This window comes from Nocardioides sp. NBC_00368, assembly GCF_036090055.1.
Classification (GTDB): domain Bacteria; phylum Actinomycetota; class Actinomycetes; order Propionibacteriales; family Nocardioidaceae; genus Nocardioides.
Window position 1 is genome coordinate 5,524,503 of sequence record NZ_CP107970.1, and the last position, 16,491, is coordinate 5,540,993.

Genomic DNA, 16,491 nt, shown 5'->3' on the forward strand with positions numbered 1-16,491 from the left:
TCGGTCAAAAGGCATTCTATCGGTAGGGTTCTCCCGTGGTTGCATCGTCAGAGTTCACGGGTCCTCAGAATCCCTTCGGTGATCCTGTTTACAAGGCTGCTGTCATCGACCTGTTGGGTGCGGTCGCATACGGCGAGGTGTCGGCGGTCGAGCGGCTGACCGACGACGCGAAGATGGCTCCGTCTCTGGAGGACAAGACGGCCCTGCTCGCGATGGCTGCCGCCCAGCACGCCAAGATCCAGCCGGTCCTGGACCGGCTCGAGGAGCTCGGGGTCGACCCGTACGTCGCCATGGAGCCGCTGCGCGAGGGATTCGACGAGTTCCACCGCCACACCAAGCCCGCCGACTGGTGGGAGTCGCTGGTCAAGGCCTACGTCGGTGACGGGCTCGCCAACGACTTCTACCGTGAGGTCGCCGGCTATCTGGACGAGGAGACCCACAAGCTGGTGGTCACCACCCTCGAGGACGCCGGCCGGGCCGACTTCGTGGTGGACCGGGTGAGGGCCGGCATCGAGGCCGACCACCTCATCGGTGGCCGGCTGGCGCTGTGGGGCCGTCGCCTGATGGGCGAGGCGATCATCCAGGCGCAGCAGGTCGCGGCCACCCGTGAGGGGCTCAGCGAGCTGATCACCGGCGGTCACCTTCCGGGCCTCGACCTCGGCACCATCGGTGAGATGCTCACCCGCCTGACCCAGCGCCACGTCGAGCGCATGGGCAAGCTCGGGCTCGAGCACTGAGGTTCCTTGAGCCCTGAGATCCTCTGGACCGGCTGGTCGGAGGCGCAGATCGCGCCCGAAGCCGGTGTCTGGGTGTCTCCCGAGGTCAGCCCCGGGTTCTCGTTCGACGAGCTGGTCGCCTCCTGGAACGTGGTGACGCCACCCGGGAGCTGGGTGGAGGTCGCCGCTCGGGTGGTCGCCGAGTCGGGGGAGCGCAGCGGCTGGCTGGTGCTGGCCCGCTGGTCCTCGGACACCGCGTTCACGTCCACCTCGGTCGCGGGTCAGGAGGACCCGGTCGCGGTCGCGGCCGACGACACCGTCCTGGGCCGGGAGGGGCGCCGCTTCACCGCGTTCTCGTTGCGGCTGAGCCTGCACGGTCCCGCCGGGAGCCTGCCGCGGGCCAGCCTGCTCGGGGCGATGGTCTCGGCGGATGCCAGGGGCTCGCGGCCGGCGCCGGGTGCGGTGGCTCGCGGGGCGCTCGTGGGTGGCGTACCGGCCTACTCGCAGCAGCTCCACCGCGACCGCTACCCGCGCTGGGACGGTGGCGGCCAGTCCTGGTGCAGCGCTGCGTCGACGGCGATGATCGCCGACTTCTGGGGCGCCGGTCCCACGCCCGCCGAGACCGCCTGGGTCGACTACGAGACCCCCGACCCGCAGGTGCCGTTCACCGTGCGGGAGGTCTACGACGAGTCCTTCGGCGGCGCCGGCAACTGGGCCTTCAACACCGCCTATGCGGGCGCGCGCGGCCTGGTCGCGTACGTCACCAGGCTCCGTTCCTTCGCCGAGGCCGCCCGGTTCGTCGAGGCCGGGATCCCGCTGGTGCTGGCCGTCTCGCACCAGGAGGGCGAGCTGACCGGCGCCGGGTACGTCACCAACGGCCATCTGCTCGTGCTGACCGGTTTCGGGGACGACGGCGATCCCGTCGTCCACGACCCTGCCTCCCACAGGATCGCCAGCGATGAAGCGGTGCGGACGACGTACGACCTCGGTGAGCTCGACCGCGCCTGGGCCCGCTCCGGGCGGATCGTCTACGTCATCCGGCCCGCCGGCGTCGCCGCGCCAGAACCGCCGGCTCAGCCCAACTGGTGATCGTGTAACACGACGTGTTGCCGCCGCGGAAGGCCGGCGCGCACAAGCAGAAGCGGCCCCACCCCATGGGGGCGGGACCGCTTCAGGTGACCTGGGCGAGGCTCAGGCCTTGGACTTTCCGGTGACTCCGGAGGCGATGACCACCAGTACGGCGGCGGTTACGACCTGCCAGATGTGACGCCACCAGTCAACGCCGTTGGTCGCGTTGTCCCAGGTGGCCTCGTGACCGTCGAACGGCGGGTTGTTCTGGCCGAAGATGAACCAGTAGATGAAGCTGCCGATCAGCATGCCGCCGATGCCGCAGACGATCGTGAGCCAGAACGGGATGTTGTCCTTGTCTCCCGGCGCCAGCCACTTGCCGAGCAGACCGACGATCACGCCACCAATGAGGGTGACGAGGATAAACCCGATGACGTCCATGTCATGTCCCTTTCAGGTTGTGAGAGGGCGCTGAACAGCGCCGATCCCTCGATAGTGCACCTGTTGGGACGGCTTTGCACGGGCAACATGGCCCAAACCAGGAAGTTCTCCGCCGGAATCAGGGTCATCCCGGAGTGATTCAGCCGGCGAAACCGACCTTGCCGACCTTGGCCGGGCCGATCTCGACGTAGGCGAGCTTCTCGGTCGGGACGATGACCTTGCGGCCCTTGCTGTCGGTCAAAGCGAGCACAGCGCCGCCGCCGAGGGCGTCGGCGATGAGCTTCTCCACCGACTCGCTGGACTCCTCGGTCTCTACGACGAGCTCACGGGCGGCCTGCTGGACGCCGATCTTGACCTCCACGGGTCCTCCTTGCGATGAATTGAACGATGCTCAGGAATCCTCTCACAGCACGCCTGAAGGGCCCCGTCGTTGCGCTCTCAGCGGAACAAGGAATCTCCCGCCCGCACTCACTCGCACCCGATGAGCGCTTCAGCGCTCCGCGAACTGCGAAGCAATCGCCAACTAATCCGTCTTCGGGTACCCGCCGATGCCGCGCCAGGCGAGGCCGGCGACGAGGCGCGCAGCGTCGGCCTGGGAGAGCTCGCCGTTGTTGTGGAGCCAGTAGCGGGCGCTGACCTGGATCTGGCCGACGAGGCCCACCGCGAGCAGGTGCGAGGCGGTCGGGGCGAAGCCGGTGTCCTCCGCGATGACCTCCGCGATCACCTCGGCGCACTCGTTGGTGACCCGGTCGACCTGCTCGCGTACGGCGGGGTCGTTGGTCAGGTCGGACTCGAAGACGAGCCGGAAGGCACCGGACTCGGAGGCCACGTAGTCGTAGAAGACCTCGACGGTGCGGGCCACGCGCTCCTTGTTCTCGTCGGTCGACGCCAGGGCCTCCCGGCAGCGATCGATGATCTCGTTCGCGGACTTCTCCAGCAGCGCCAGGTAGAGGTCGAGCTTGCCGGGGAAGTGCTGGTAGAGAACGGGCTTCGAGACTCCGGCTCTCTCCGCGATGTCGTCCATCGCAGCAGCGTGGAAGCCGTAGGCGACGAAGACCTCGAGAGCGGAATCGAGAAGCTGGGCTCGTCGTTCCGTCCGGGGCAGTCGCGCCCCTCGCGGTCGAGTGGGGTCGAGCTCGGATTGGTGCGTGGTCACCCCAGCAGCCTACCCGCTGGTACTCGGATCGCGGGACGCGTCGTTGCCTCGGCCGCGGATGAGGGAACATGGAGAAGTGCCTGCGGTGTTCAAGCAGGCATACGTACGTCCTAACTGAGGAGCCGTTGTGTCCCTAGCCCCGCTCGTGGAGCCCGCTGACGAGCTGACGATCGACGAGGTGCGCCGTTACAGCCGCCACCTCATCATCCCCGACGTCGGCATGGACGGGCAGAAGCGCCTGAAGAACGCCAAGGTGCTGGTCATCGGCGCCGGCGGTCTCGGCTCGCCCGCCCTGCTCTACCTGGCCGCGGCCGGCGTCGGCACCCTCGGCATCGTCGAGTTCGACGAGGTCGACGAGTCCAACCTGCAGCGCCAGATCATCCACAAGCAGTCGACCGTGGGTCAGCCGAAGGCCGACTCGGCCGCGGCGGCGATCCGCGAGGTCAACCCGTACGTCGACATCGTGCTGCACGACGTGCGGCTCGACAACGACAACGTCCGCGAGATCTTCACCGGCTACGACCTGATCGTCGACGGCACCGACAACTTCGCGACCCGCTACATGGTCAACGACGCGGCCTACTTCCTGGGCATTCCCTACGTCTGGGGCTCGATCTACCGCTTCGACGGCCAGGCTTCGGTGTTCGCGCCGACGCTGACCGACGACGCGCCCTGCTACCGCTGCCTCTACCCGGAGCCCCCGCCCCCGGGCATGGTCCCCTCCTGCGCCGAGGGTGGCGTGCTGGGTGTGCTCTGCGCCTCGATCGGTTCGATCCAGGTCAACGAGGCCATCAAGATGCTGACCGGCATCGGTGAGCCGCTCGTCGGCAAGCTGATGATCTACGACGCACTCGAGATGGAGTACCGCAAGCTGAAGGTCCGCAAGGACCCCAACTGCGCGCTGTGCGGTGAGAACCCGACGGTCACCGACCTGATCGACTACGACGCCTTCTGCGGTGCGCTCTCGACCGAGGCGGCCGACGCCGCGGCCGGCTCGACCATCTCGGTCACCCAGCTCTCCGAGATGATCAAGGAGCGTGAGGAGGGCAGCCGCGACTTCGTGCTCGTCGACGTGCGTGAGCCGAACGAGTACGAGATCAACAAGATCCCGGGCGCGGTCCTGATCCCCAAGGGCGAGTTCCTCAACGGCAACGCGATCCCGCAGGTCGCCGAGCTCACCGGTGACGGTGCCAAGCCGCTCGTGTTCCACTGCAAGAGCGGCGTACGCAGCGCCGAGGTGCTCGCGATCGCCAAGGGTGCCGGCTACGCGGACGCCGTCCACGTCGGCGGTGGCGTGGTGGCGTGGGTCAACCAGATCGACCCGTCGCAGCCGTCCTACTGACCAGTCACTCATCAACGAAGTCGCTTACTGAACTGTTGGCCAGCGGTGGCCCCTCTGGGGTCGCCGCTGGCTTTCTTTGAGCGTGGCGAAACCGATAGTTTTGCGATCGCAGCTGCGGGGGGCGGAGTTGCATCAATGCCCGAACCTCGGAGGATTCGACGTTGTCCACACGCGCTCGTCTCAGCGCGACGCTCGCCGGTGCCACCCTGGCCGGCGGACTGTTTCTCGGTGCCCCTGCCCACGCGAGCGACCAGACCCCGGAGCCGGCCTCCGGCGCGGCGGTCGGCTCTGCGATCGACCCGGAGAGGCTGGAGTCGAACGTCGCGGACCCGACCCGCGGCGTACCGCCGTCCTATGTCTTCGCCGGGGTCGGTGCGCTGTTGATGGGGGCGGGGGCCGGAATGGCCGTACGTCGCAAACGAGCTGAGGCTGTGGCACCCTCGGCCGAGTGAGCAACGGTCAACCCAGCCTGAGGACCTTCATCGGCGAGATCTTCGTCGTCGTCCTCGTGGTCGCGGTCGGCGTGCTCGGCTACGCCGCGTACGACTACTACACCAAGATCGACGAGGCGCAGAAGAGCAACGCGACGCCACCGGCGACGACGTCCTCGATCCCGGCCGAGGCGCTCGCCGAGGTGCCGAAGAAGAAGGGCAAGGTACGCGGCGTCTCGATCCCTTCGCTCAACGTGCATGCCGACGTGGTGCCGCTGGCGATGGACGGCGGCACGCTCACGCCGCCCGCCGACGCCTCGCTCATGGGCTGGTGGAAGGGCGGCGCCAAGCCGGGGGCGGACGAGGGCTCCGTGCTGATCGTCGGCCACACCCTGCACAACGGTGGCGGCATCCTCGACCGGCTGGGCGAGGTGAACGAGGGCGACGAGATCGTCGTGCGGACCAAGAACGACGAGTTCAGCTACACCGTCCGGTCGGTGCGCGACCTCTCCAAGGAGCAGGTCGCCAAGCGCAGCTCGAAGCTCTTCGACCCCGATGGCGAGGCGAGATTGGTCGTGGTGACCTGCGACGACTGGGACGGCACCTCGTTCCAGGGCAACACCGTGGTGGTCGCGGTTCCGGAAGGGTGAGCCGGCGGTTCGGACGCCCCGGAAACCCCGGGTGGTGTAAACGTGTCGTAACCTCAGGCCACCACACCTCGTTGTTCTGTGAGTCACATCACCTACGAACAGAGGCCCCCACATGCTCCGCACCCGTAGCTCCGTACGCCGCGCCGCAGCAATCGCCGCCGGCACTCTGACCGCCGCGCTCGCCCCGGCCCTGATCCCGAGCCCGGCCCACGCCTGGGCTCCGGCCGACTCGGCCACGATCACCCCGGGCGTGATGATGTACACCGATGGCGCCCAGTGCACCGCCAACTTCGTCTTCACCGACTCCGCGTCCAACGTCTACGTCGGCTACGCCGCTCACTGCGCCGGTCTCGGCGAGGCCACCGACACCAACGGCTGCGCCGCCAAGTCGCTCCCGCTGGGCACCACGGTGACCTTCAACGAGGGCGGCTCGCTGCTGAGCGAGGGCACCGTCCTGGGCAAGGGGAAGCTGGCGTACTCCTCCTGGCTGACGATGCAGAAGCAGGGCACCAAGGACGAGGACGCCTGCGCCTACAACGACTTCGCCCTGGTCAAGGTGGACGCCGCCGATGCCGGCAAGGTCAACCCGAGCGTCCCGATCTGGGGCGGTCCGACCGGCATCGACACCGACGGCACCGTGGCCGGCGACAAGGTCTACTCCTACGGCAACTCCTCGCTGCGCGCCGATGTCGACCTGCTCTCGCCGAAGGTCGGCCTCTCGCTCGGTGACAACGTCAACGGCACCCGCTGGTCGCACCCGCTCTACAACCTCACCCCCGGCATCCCCGGTGACTCCGGCTCGGGCTTCCTGAACGCCGACGGTCAGGCGGTCGGAACGCTGTCGACGCTGGGCCTGGCTCCGCTCGCGGGCTCCAACAACATCGGTGACATGGACCTCGAGCTGGAGTTCGCCCAGGCGAACTCGGGCATCTCCGGTCTGCGTCTGGTCAACGGCACCGAGCCGTTCAGCCCCATCCTCTGAGCAGGGCCTCGGACGCCGCGCTAGTCTCCCGGTCATGACGGACCGGGAGGCTTACGTGGAGGCCGTTCTGCGTCTTGTCGAGCAGATCCCGCGCGGGAAGGTGACCACGTACGGCGCGATCGCGGACGCGCTCTTCGACGAGTTCGGGGGCGGTCCGCGACAGGTCGGCTCGGTGATGGCGCGCGAAGGCGCGGGAATGCCGTGGTGGCGGGTGGTGCGGGCCGATGGCTCGCTCCCCGCCTCCCACGGTGAGGAGGCTCGGCAGGCCTATCTCGAGGAGAGCACCCCGCGACGTACGTCGGGCGCGGTGGACCTGCGCGAGGCGCTGTGGCTTCCGCCTCAGAGTCCGGGCTGAGCGGGCGCTCGCGCCTGCGCGAACCTAGGATGGCGGCGTGATGTATCGCGTCCTCCACGCCGTCGTGCCACCCCTCCTTCGCGCGGTCTGGCGCCCCACGGTGACCGGGGGTGAGAACGTCCCCCGAACCGGCGGGGTGATCCTGGCCAGCAACCACCTCAGCTTCGCCGACTCCATCGTGATCCCGTCGGTCTCTCCCCGGCCGGTGCACTTCCTGGCCAAGTCCGACTACTTCACCGGCACCGGGATCAAGGGCGCCGCCCAGCGGGCCTGGTTCGAGGGCATGGGGATGCTGCCGGTGGACCGTGACGACCCGCAGGCCGCGCTCGGCTCGCTGGAGGTGGCGCTGGAGGTCCTCGGCAAGGGCGAGGCGTTCGGGATCTACCCGGAGGGCACCCGCTCGCGCGACGGGCGGCTGTATCGGGGGCGTACGGGGGTGGCGCACCTGGCGCTGACCGCCGGCGTTCCCGTGGTGCCGGTCGGACTGCGCGGGACCGCGCAGCTCCAGCCGGTGGGTTCGAGCCTGCCTCGGCTGGCGAAGGTCACGGTCGAGTTCGGACAGCCGATCCAGGTGGCCGGCCGCTTCGACGGCGTACCCCTGGGCAAGGCCCGCCGGGTCATCACCGACGAGGTGATGGAGGCGATCGCCGCGCTGAGCGGCCAGGAGGTGGCCGGGGCCTACAACGAGCGGCCGGCCGACGTCTGATCGGCTGATCTGCTGTTCCTTGCCTGTTGCGCCGCGGCGAGAAGGGGCGCACTCTGGAGGGTGGACCCCTAGCAGCCGAGGTGAGGCAGATGGCCACCACGACCGTGTTGCAGGACGAGCTGCGACACAAGCACGACGAGCTCGCTGGGCGCCTGGCCCACGCTCGCAGCATCATCGCCAGGCCGGAGCAGACCCGAAGGGGCTGCGCACCGATCGACCAGTTCAACGCCGGTACGTCTCGACACCTGCACGCGGTGGGCGAGGCGCTGCTGCCGGCGGTCTCGGCCCATTGCGAGGGCGGGGCACGGCTGGTCCATGACTACCTCCCCGCGGCGAAGCACCTGGAGGTGCTGCTCTTCCACGTGAAGGCGCACGAGTACGGCTCCACCTGGGAGACCACCCACGGGTGGCCGACGCTGTGGGGCGAGGTCGAGGAGGCGCTCGACGCCCAGGAGGAGAAGGAGGAGGAACTGGTCTCGCACCTCGCCGAGGAGGCCTCCGACGACGTGCTCCTGCTCGTCGCCGAGCGCATCACGGCAGCCGAGCAGAAGGCGCCCTCGCGCCCGCATCCCTACCTCCCGCACACCGGTCTGCCCGGAAAGGTCGTCCGCCGGCTGGCGCGTCCCGTCGACGCGATCTGGGACAAGGTCGAGGGCCGTTCGATCGGTGGACCGAAGCCGCCGCCGCACAGGGCACCGGGGCTGTTCGGGCAGTATCTGCTCGGCGATCCGCGCTTCCCCGAGGAGCCGGTCGACGACACCCGGCACAATGAACCGGGTGACCGCTGATCCCATCACCTCCGAGCTCGAGCTGACGCCGCACCCCGAGGGCGGGGCGTTCCGGCAGACCTGGGCCGCTGCCGAGACCGTGACCCTGTCCGACGGACGCGTGCGCCCGACCGCGACCCTGATCTACTTCCGCCTCCTCGCCGGGGAGTCGTCCGCGTGGCACCGCGTCACCTCCGACGAGATCTGGCTGGCACACACCGGCGTGGTGGCCCTGCAGTACGGCGGCGCCGGCGCGGCGCCCGTCGACGGCGAGACCGTGCTCGTCGGGGTGGACGTCGCCGCCGGCCAGGTGCCGCAGGCGGTCGTGCCGGCGGGGGTGTGGCAGCGTACGGTGCCCTCGGACGAGGATGCGCTCGTCTCCTGCGTGGTCTCGCCCGGGTTCGACTTCGACGACTTCGAGCTCGTCGCGGAGTAGGACCGATGGAGTACGCCTTCGAAGGAGCCGTGATCGAGTGGCGCGGGCCCGCGCCGTTCTACTACGTCCCCATGCCCGTCGAGGACGCGGCGGACGTCAAGGAGGACGCCCGCGGTCTCGAGTACTGGGGCCAGGTCGCCGTCACGGCCACCATCGGCGCGACCACCTTCACCACCGCGCTCTTCCCCAAGGACGGCACCTATCTGCTGCCCCTGAAGGTCGTCGTGCGGAAGGCGGAAGGGATCGACCTCGATGATGTCGTCGCCGTGCGGATGCGCCTGGGGCACGACGTCGGAGAAGCAGGGATCTGATCCAGCGCTGGAGCGCTCCTCGTCTGGACGCAGCGCAGTGAGGAGCGCAGCGACGAACGGAGCGGAGGAAGACGAGGATCAAGCGGAGGCGCTGCGCGAATTGCGAAGCAATCGCAGTCAACACTGTCGGTGGTGTCTGCTTGGGTAGTCCTGTGAGTGTCGCGTACCGCCTTGCCCCGCCTCCGAGTGCCGCCGCCGTGCCGGTGCTCGACGAGCACCAGCGGTCGGTCGTGGAGCATCCCGGCGGGCCGCTGCTGGTGCTGGCCGGGCCTGGGACGGGCAAGACCACCACGCTGGTGGAGGCGGTGGTCGACCGGATCGAGAACCGCGGCGTACGTCCCGACCAGCTGCTGGCGCTGACCTTCTCCCGCAAGGCCGCCGAACAGCTGCGTGACCGGGTGACGGCGCGGCTGGGGCGGACGCTGTCCGGAGCGGTCTCCTCGACGTTCCATTCCTTCGCCTACGGGCTGGTGCGGAGGTACGCGCCGGCCGAGCTCTACGCGGCCCCGCTGACCCTGCTCTCCGCGCCTGAGGCCGACGTGGTGCTGCAGGAGCTGCTGGCCGACAGCCCGGAGTCGGTGCGGTGGCCGGAGCGGTTCCGGATGGCGGTCGGCACCCGCGGGTTCGCGCGCGAGGTGCAGACCGTGATCGCCCGGGCACGCGAGCGCGGGCTCGATCCCGACCAGCTGGTCGCGCTCGGGCGCGAGGAGGGGATCGAGGAGTTCGTCGCCGCCGGCTGGTTCCTGGAGCAGTATCTGGACGTGCTCGGCGCCCAGTCGGCCATCGACTACCCCGACCTGATCATGCGCGGAGTGATCGAGGCCGAGCGGCACGCGGCCGAGCTGCGGGCCGAGTTCGCGTGCGTCTTCGTGGACGAATACCAGGACACCGACCCGAGCCAGGTCGCCTTGCTGCAGGCACTGGCGGGCGACGGCCGCGACCTGATCGTCGTCGGCGACCCGGACCAGTCGATCTACGGGTTCCGGGGTGCGGACGTCAACGGGATCCTCGACTTCCCGTCGCAGTTCCTGACCCGGGAGCGCCGGCACGCGCCGGTGGTGGCCCTGGGCACCACCCGCCGGTTCGGTTCTCGGCTGCTGCGGGCGTCGCGGTCGATCGCGGCGGGCATCTCGGTGCGCGGCTCGATCCCGGCCTCGGCCTACGACACCTTCCGCAACCCGCATCCGCTGGCGTCCGACCCGGGCCGCGCCGAGGTGCTCACCTTCGACACCGACCGCGCCGAGACCGAGCACATCGCCGACCTGCTCCGCCGGGCCCATCTCGAGGACGGCATCGACTGGTCGGACATGGCGGTCCTGGTGCGCTCGGGCCGCAGCTCGATCCCGCAGCTGCGCCGGTCGCTGACCGCCGCCGGCGTCCCGGTCGAGGTCGCCTCCGACGAGACCCCGCTGGTGCGTGAGCCGGCCGCCGCCGTCCTTCTCGATGCGCTCGGGGTCGTCGTCGACGCCGACGTCGAGTCGGAGCTCGACGAGCGTTACGTGCGCCCCGAGCGCTGCGAGGAGCTGCTCACCGGCCCGCTCGGCGGGCTCGACGCCACCGACGTCCGCGCGCTCATCCGCACGCTGCGGGCTCGCTTCCCGGAAGTCGCCGCGCATGATCTCGTACGCCGCGCCGTGCTCGATCCGTCGCTGCTCGTCTCGGACGAGGACGGCGAGGGTGAGGAGCGGGTGCTGGGGCGCGTACGCAGGCTCGCGGCTCTTCTCGCCGAGGCCCGGGCGGCGCTGAAGGACGGCGCCGGGGCCGAGCAGGTGCTGTGGACGCTGTGGGACGGTGCCGAGTGGGGGCAGCGGCTGCGGGCGCAGGTCGAGTCGGGTGGTCCCGCCGCGCGGCTGGCTCACCGTGACCTGGACGCCGTCGTCGCGCTCTTCGACACCGCCGCCAAGGTCGAGGGCCGCCAGGAGTTCACCTCGGTCGAGACCTTCCTGGCCACGCTCCGCGCGCAGGAGATCCCGGCCGACACCCTGGCCGACAAGGGTGTGCGTGGCTCGTCGGTGCGGCTGCTCACCGCCCACCGCTCCAAAGGCCTCGAATGGGGCCTCGTCGTCGTCGCCCACGTGCAGGAGGGCGCCTGGCCCGACCTGCGCCGGCGCGACTCGCTTCTCGGCCCCGACCGGATCGCGCCCGCCCTGCCGGACGGACACCACGGCGGGCTGCTGCCGCCGCTGACCCGATCGGCCATGCTCGCCGAGGAGCGTCGGCTCTTCTACGTCGCCGCCACCCGGGCCCGGTCCCGGCTGGTCGTGACCGCGGTGAAGTCGCCCGACGAGGACGGCGACCAGCCCTCGCGGTTCATCAACGAGCTCGGCCTGCGCGAGGACCAGATCCGTCACCGGGTCGGCCGCCCGACGCGCCCGCTCTCGCTCGCCGGTCTGATCGCCGAGCTGCGCCGCACCGCCGCCGATCCGGCTCAACCCCTGGCGTTGCGCGAGGCCGCCGCGAGGAGGCTGCAGAAGCTGGCCGCCGTCGAGGTGCGCGGCAAGCGGATCGCGCTCGCCGCGGATCCGGCGACCTGGTGGGGGCTGCGGGCACCGACGTACGCCTCGGCTCCGGTCCGTCCCGAGGACCGTCCGATCACGCTGAGCGCATCGGCGCTGGAGGCGATCCTGACCTGTCCCGCGCAGTGGTTCCTCGCCCGCGAGGCCGGTGGCGCGGTCACGGACTCCTCGAGCCAGGGGTTCGGCAAGGTGGTGCACGCCATCGCCGAGCAGCTCGCCCGTGGCGATCTGGACGCAGCCACCGTCGAGGACCTGATGCCGTTCGTGGACGAGGTGTGGGGCCGCCTGGAGTTCCGTACGCCCTGGTCTGCCGCACGCGAGCGGGAGGCGGTCCGGGAGGTGCTGGCACGGTTCCTGACCTGGCACCGCCGCCCCGGCGCGCGGACCGTGATCGGGTTCGAGGAGCAGCTGACCGCGAAGGTCTCGCTCCCCAGCGGGGAGACGGTGCGGCTCAACGGCTATGCCGACCGGCTGGAGCTCGACGAGAGCGGCCGGATCGTCGTCGTCGACCTGAAGACCGGGAAGTATCCACCGACCGCGCAAGAGGTGAAGGAACACGGCCAGCTCGGCCTCTACCAGCTGGCGGTGGAGCACGGAGCGGCCGCGTCGCTGGCGCAGGGCGCGACCTCCGGCGGAGCGGAGCTGATCCAGCTGCGTCACGCCGCGGGTTCGGGGAGCGAGCTGCCGAAGGTGCAGGTGCAGGCACCGGAGCCGCCCGAGATCATCAATCAGCTGGAGAAGGCGGTGGCGACGGTGCGCGCCGAGGAGTTCGTGGCCAGGCCCGGCAAGCAGTGCGACCGGTGTCAGTTCGTCGCGCTCTGCCCGGCGCAGACCTCGGGATCGGTGCTGTCATGAACCCGATGAAGGTCGAGACCCCCGAGGAGCTCGCCAAGCTGATGGGTCACGACTGGCTCTACAGCGAGGAGCAGTTCCGCGCGATCACCGCTCCGCTGGAGCCGGCGGTGGTGATCGCCGGTGCCGGGTCCGGCAAGACCGCGGTCATGGCCGCCCGCGTCGTGTGGCTGGTCGCCACCGGCCGGGTGCTTCCCGGGGAGGTGCTCGGTCTGACCTTCACCACGAAGGCGACCGCCGAGCTGGCCACCAGGATCCGGGAGTCGCTGCAGAAGGCCGGCCTGTGGCCGGAGCGTCGCGAGGGCCCGCCGCGGCCCGGCGAGGACGCGGAGGAGGAGCCGACCGAGCCGACGGTCGCGACCTACCACTCCTACGCCTCCGGCCTGCTCTCCGAGCACGGCCTGCGGATCGGGCACGAGCCCGACACCCGGCTGATCGCCGACGCGACCCGCTACCAGCTCGCCGCGCGGGCGGTGGCCCGGCACACCCACCCGGTGGAGAAGCTGACCGACTACCCGAAGCTGGCCGTGCAGCAGCTGCTCGCGCTCGACTCCGAGCTCTCCGAGCATCTCGTCGACCCCGCCACCCTGCGCGCCTACGACCGCAACGAGCGGTCGCTGTTCGCGCTCGAGGTGGCAGATCTCAACGCCCAGCTCGCCGACGGCAAGCGGGTCAAGACCAAGCTGAGCAAGGTCGAGAAGGCGATCGACGCGATCGACAAGCGCTATGAGCTGCTCGACCTGGTCGACGGCTACCGGCGCCTCAAGGACCGGCTCGGGCTGATGGACTTCTCCGACCAGATCGCCCTGGCCGCGCGGCTGGCCGTGGAGACGCCCGAGGTCGGCGAGATCGAGCGCGGGAAGTTCAAGGTCGTGCTCCTCGACGAATACCAGGACACCTCGGTGGCCCAGGCCCAGATGCTCGCCCGACTCTTCGGCGACGGACACCCGGTGACCGCCGTCGGCGACCCCAACCAGGCGATCTACGGCTGGCGCGGTGCCTCGGTGAGCAACATCCTCGAGTTCGGCCGCGACTTCCCGACCCGGGACGGGCGTCGTCCGTCCTACTCCCTGACCGTCAACCGCCGCTCCGACGCGCGCATCCTCGACACCGCCAACCATCTGGCCGCCCAGCTCTACGAGGGCCGCGAGAAGGAGCGCCTGGTCGCCGCCGAGGGGGCGCGCGACGGCGAGGTGCGGGTGCATGTCCACGAGACGTACGACGACGAGCTGGTCTGGCTCGCGGACAAGGTGATCGAGGCTCATGAGGCGGTCGGGGAGTGGAAGGAGATCGGCGTCCTGACCAGGGACAACTCGCAGGCCGCAGCGGTCTTCGACGCGCTCACCGCTCGCGAGATCCCGGTCGAGATCGTCGGTCTGAAGGGGCTGCTCCGGCTGCCCGAGGTGGCCGAGGTCGTCGCCACCATGGAGCTGCTCCACGACGTCACCGCCAACGCCGCGCTGCTCACCCTGCTCGCCGGTCCGCGCTGGGCGATCGGGCCGCGGGACCTGGCCATTCTCGGCCGCAGGTCACGTGACCTGGCCGGGGTCGTCGGCGGTGCGGAGGAGTTCGCCGACATCGAGCGGCAGCTGGAGGCGGCGGTCGAGGGCACCGACCCCACCGAGATCCCCTCGCTCAACGACGCGCTGGAGGACCCGGGCGACGCCGCCGACTACGACTACTCCCCGCAGGCACGGGAGCGGTTCAAGCTCCTCGCCGACGAGCTCCGCGGGCTCCGGCGAGCGGTCAACGAGCCGCTCCTCGACCTGGTCCGGCGGATCATCGACGTCACCGGCATCGACGTCGAGCTGGCCGCCTCGGTCTCCCCGGCGGCGTCTGCCCGCCGCGACAACCTCGATCTCTTCGTGCAGGCGGTCGCCGATTTCGAGGGGCTCGACGGCCAGGTCACCCTCGCCGCGCTGCTGGCCTACCTGGAGGCGGAGGACGAATACGGACAGGGCCTCGACGTCGCCACCCCGTCCGAGGCCGACTCGGTCAAGCTGCTGACCGTTCACCGTGCCAAGGGGCTGGAGTGGGACGTCGTCTTCCTGGTGGGCGTCACCCACAAGAAGTTCCCCACCGGCCAGACGCGCTCCTCGTGGCTGACCGTCCCCTCGGTCATGCCCGCCGCGCTCCGCGGCGACCGCGACGACCTGCCGCAGCTCCATGGCCACGACGCCGACTCGATCGACGAGCTCCTCGCCGAGCGCAAGGAGCACGAACGGGTCGAGGAGCTCCGGCTGGCGTACGTCGCCTGGACCCGCGCCCGCCACATCCAGTTCGTCTCGTGCTGGCGCTGGTCACCTTCGCTGAAGGAGGGCCGCGGGCCGTCGGTCTACGTGGAGAAAACCCGCGAGGCGCTGCTGCAGTGGGGTGCCAAGCCCGACCGCTGGGCCGACGTCGTGGTCAAGGGCGAGGAGGAGAGCCCGTACGCCGCCCAGGAGGTCGACCTGCCCTGGCCGATCAACCACCACACCCCTGAGGTGGAGCGCCGCCTGGAGGCGGCCAGGCTCGTCCGGGAGGTGGGTCCGGGACCCGACGACCTCGACGACCTCACCCTGCTCGAGACGGTGAACCAGTGGGACGAGGAGATCGAGCGGCTGCTCACCGAGGCGGAGCGCGAGCGTGCCCCGGAGGTGGTCGTACCGCTGCCCTCCTCGCTGTCTGCCACCGCCATGTCGAAGCTCCGCGACGACCCGCTCGGCTTCGCCGCCGACCTGGTCCGCCCGATGCCGCGCAAGCCGTCCTCGCAGGCCCGCTTCGGCACCCGGTTCCACGCCTGGGTCGAGGCCCGCTTCGGTCAGCAGGATCTCTTCGACCCCGACGACCTGCCCGGCCGCGCCGACCACGGCATCGAGGACGAGTCCGGGCTCGAAGAGGTGATCGCCGGCTTCGAGCAGGGCCCGTTCGCCGACCGGCCACCGTTCCGGGTCGAGGCCGCCTTCGCGATCGTCCTGGCCGGTCAGGTCGTACGCGGCCGGATCGACGCGGTCTACCAGGAGCCCGACGGGAGCTTCCTGATCGTCGACTGGAAGACCAACCAGGCGCAGAACGCCGACCCGCTCCAACTGGCTCTCTACCGGCTCGGGTGGGCTGAGCTCATGGGCGTGCCGTTGTCCCGGGTGCGGGCGGCTTTCTACTACGTGCGGTCGGGGAGGTTGGTCGAGCCTTCTTCGCTTCCTGGGAGGGAGGAGTTGGAGAGTCTCTTGGGTGGGGGTCGCTAGCGCCTTCATTTGGCAGCGGCTTTCGGCGCGCTTTGGATGGTGTGTACTTGTGGTGGGTGTTTGCCGCCGACCCGTTACGGGAGGGTGTTCTCAGCGGCGTCCGGAGTCAAGGACGGCCTGCGGCCGCCGGCTTCGCCGGCCGCTTCGCGGTCCTTGACACCGGCCGTCGCTGAGAATTTTGGCTGGCTATCGGGCCGGCGGCAGGGGTGTGGCGCGGTGATGTGGGTTGGGTAGGGGCTTGGGTTCTGGGGTGAACGAATTTTCGTTCACGCGTAGACCGCCCGTGGGTCGGTGGCTAGCTGGGGTGAACGAAAATTCGTTCGCTAGGACGGGGTGAAGAATTTTTCGTTCACCCAGGAGAGCGCCTCTTGTTCCGCAGGGGTGAATGAATTTTCGTTCACCGTGGAGCGTCTACCTCCCGAGGAGCGACCGTCTCCCGGCCACACTGGGGCCGCCGTCCCTGATAGCCAGCCAAGTCTTTCTCGACATGGTCCGGTGTCAAGGACCGCGCAAGCGGCCGGCGTAGCCGGCGGCCGTA

Annotated in this window: 16 protein-coding genes; 13 read left to right on the top strand and 3 right to left on the bottom strand. The window is 70.0% G+C overall.

What is annotated here, in order from left to right; all coding sequences use genetic code 11:
* Positions 1-35 precede the first annotated feature (35 nt).
* Both OG984_RS26430 and OG984_RS26435 read left to right on the top strand, forming a co-directional pair.
* Complete coding sequence (locus OG984_RS26430; RefSeq protein ID WP_328529075.1) at positions 36-737, top strand: ferritin-like fold-containing protein; 702 nt, start codon at positions 36-38, stop codon at positions 735-737.
* A gap of 6 nt (positions 738-743) precedes the next feature.
* A complete protein-coding gene (locus tag OG984_RS26435; RefSeq protein ID WP_328529076.1) occupies positions 744-1,805 on the top strand; it encodes a C39 family peptidase in 1,062 nt (353 codons plus the stop codon).
* 102 nt (positions 1,806-1,907) lie between these two features.
* Here the strand turns inward: OG984_RS26435 and OG984_RS26440 are convergent, their stop codons facing one another.
* From OG984_RS26440 to OG984_RS26450, 3 genes are all read right to left on the bottom strand, one after another.
* Positions 1,908-2,225: a hypothetical protein gene (locus OG984_RS26440; RefSeq protein WP_328529077.1), complete on the bottom strand. Its 318-nt coding sequence runs from the start codon at positions 2,223-2,225 to the stop codon at positions 1,908-1,910.
* 139 nt (positions 2,226-2,364) lie between these two features.
* Positions 2,365-2,586, bottom strand: a complete 222-nt coding sequence (locus OG984_RS26445) for a DUF3107 domain-containing protein (RefSeq protein ID WP_008364177.1) — start codon at positions 2,584-2,586, stop codon at positions 2,365-2,367.
* Between the two features lie 162 nt (positions 2,587-2,748).
* Positions 2,749-3,381: a TetR/AcrR family transcriptional regulator gene (locus OG984_RS26450; protein WP_328529078.1), complete on the bottom strand. Its 633-nt coding sequence runs from the start codon at positions 3,379-3,381 to the stop codon at positions 2,749-2,751.
* Between the two features lie 127 nt (positions 3,382-3,508).
* Here OG984_RS26450 and moeZ point away from each other — a divergent pair, with 127 nt between their 5' ends.
* From moeZ to OG984_RS26505, 11 genes are all read left to right on the top strand, one after another.
* The gene (moeZ, locus tag OG984_RS26455; RefSeq protein WP_328529079.1) at positions 3,509-4,723 is read left to right on the top strand and encodes an adenylyltransferase/sulfurtransferase MoeZ; all 1,215 of its coding nucleotides are present in this window, start codon (positions 3,509-3,511) and stop codon (positions 4,721-4,723) included.
* A gap of 161 nt (positions 4,724-4,884) precedes the next feature.
* Positions 4,885-5,175, top strand: coding sequence for a hypothetical protein (locus tag OG984_RS26460; protein ID WP_328529080.1), 291 nt, complete (start codon positions 4,885-4,887; stop codon positions 5,173-5,175).
* The gene (locus tag OG984_RS26465) at positions 5,172-5,804 is read left to right on the top strand and encodes a class F sortase (protein WP_328529081.1); all 633 of its coding nucleotides are present in this window, start codon (positions 5,172-5,174) and stop codon (positions 5,802-5,804) included. The genes OG984_RS26460 and OG984_RS26465 overlap by 4 nt, the downstream gene beginning before the upstream one ends.
* A 112-nt stretch (positions 5,805-5,916) precedes the next feature.
* Positions 5,917-6,786, top strand: a complete 870-nt coding sequence (locus OG984_RS26470) for a hypothetical protein (protein WP_328529082.1) — start codon at positions 5,917-5,919, stop codon at positions 6,784-6,786.
* Positions 6,787-6,820: 34 nt separating this feature from the next.
* Positions 6,821-7,141, top strand: coding sequence for an MGMT family protein (locus OG984_RS26475; RefSeq protein ID WP_328529083.1), 321 nt, complete (start codon positions 6,821-6,823; stop codon positions 7,139-7,141).
* Between the two features lie 40 nt (positions 7,142-7,181).
* Positions 7,182-7,847 carry a lysophospholipid acyltransferase family protein gene (locus OG984_RS26480; RefSeq protein WP_328532393.1) on the top strand — a complete coding sequence of 222 codons (666 nt, stop codon included), beginning with the start codon at positions 7,182-7,184 and terminating at the stop codon, positions 7,845-7,847.
* 89 nt (positions 7,848-7,936) lie between these two features.
* Complete coding sequence (locus OG984_RS26485) at positions 7,937-8,635, top strand: hypothetical protein (protein WP_328529084.1); 699 nt, start codon at positions 7,937-7,939, stop codon at positions 8,633-8,635.
* Positions 8,616-9,050 carry a cupin domain-containing protein gene (locus OG984_RS26490; protein ID WP_328529085.1) on the top strand — a complete coding sequence of 145 codons (435 nt, stop codon included), beginning with the start codon at positions 8,616-8,618 and terminating at the stop codon, positions 9,048-9,050. The genes OG984_RS26485 and OG984_RS26490 overlap by 20 nt, the downstream gene beginning before the upstream one ends.
* Positions 9,051-9,055: 5 nt before the next feature.
* Positions 9,056-9,361: a DUF1905 domain-containing protein gene (locus OG984_RS26495; RefSeq protein ID WP_328529086.1), complete on the top strand. Its 306-nt coding sequence runs from the start codon at positions 9,056-9,058 to the stop codon at positions 9,359-9,361.
* Between the two features lie 152 nt (positions 9,362-9,513).
* A complete protein-coding gene (locus OG984_RS26500; protein WP_328529087.1) occupies positions 9,514-12,732 on the top strand; it encodes an ATP-dependent helicase in 3,219 nt (1,072 codons plus the stop codon).
* Positions 12,729-15,953: an ATP-dependent DNA helicase gene (locus OG984_RS26505; protein WP_328529088.1), complete on the top strand. Its 3,225-nt coding sequence runs from the start codon at positions 12,729-12,731 to the stop codon at positions 15,951-15,953. Before OG984_RS26500 ends, OG984_RS26505 begins: the two co-directional genes overlap by 4 nt.
* The last annotated feature ends 538 nt before the right edge of the window (positions 15,954-16,491 follow it).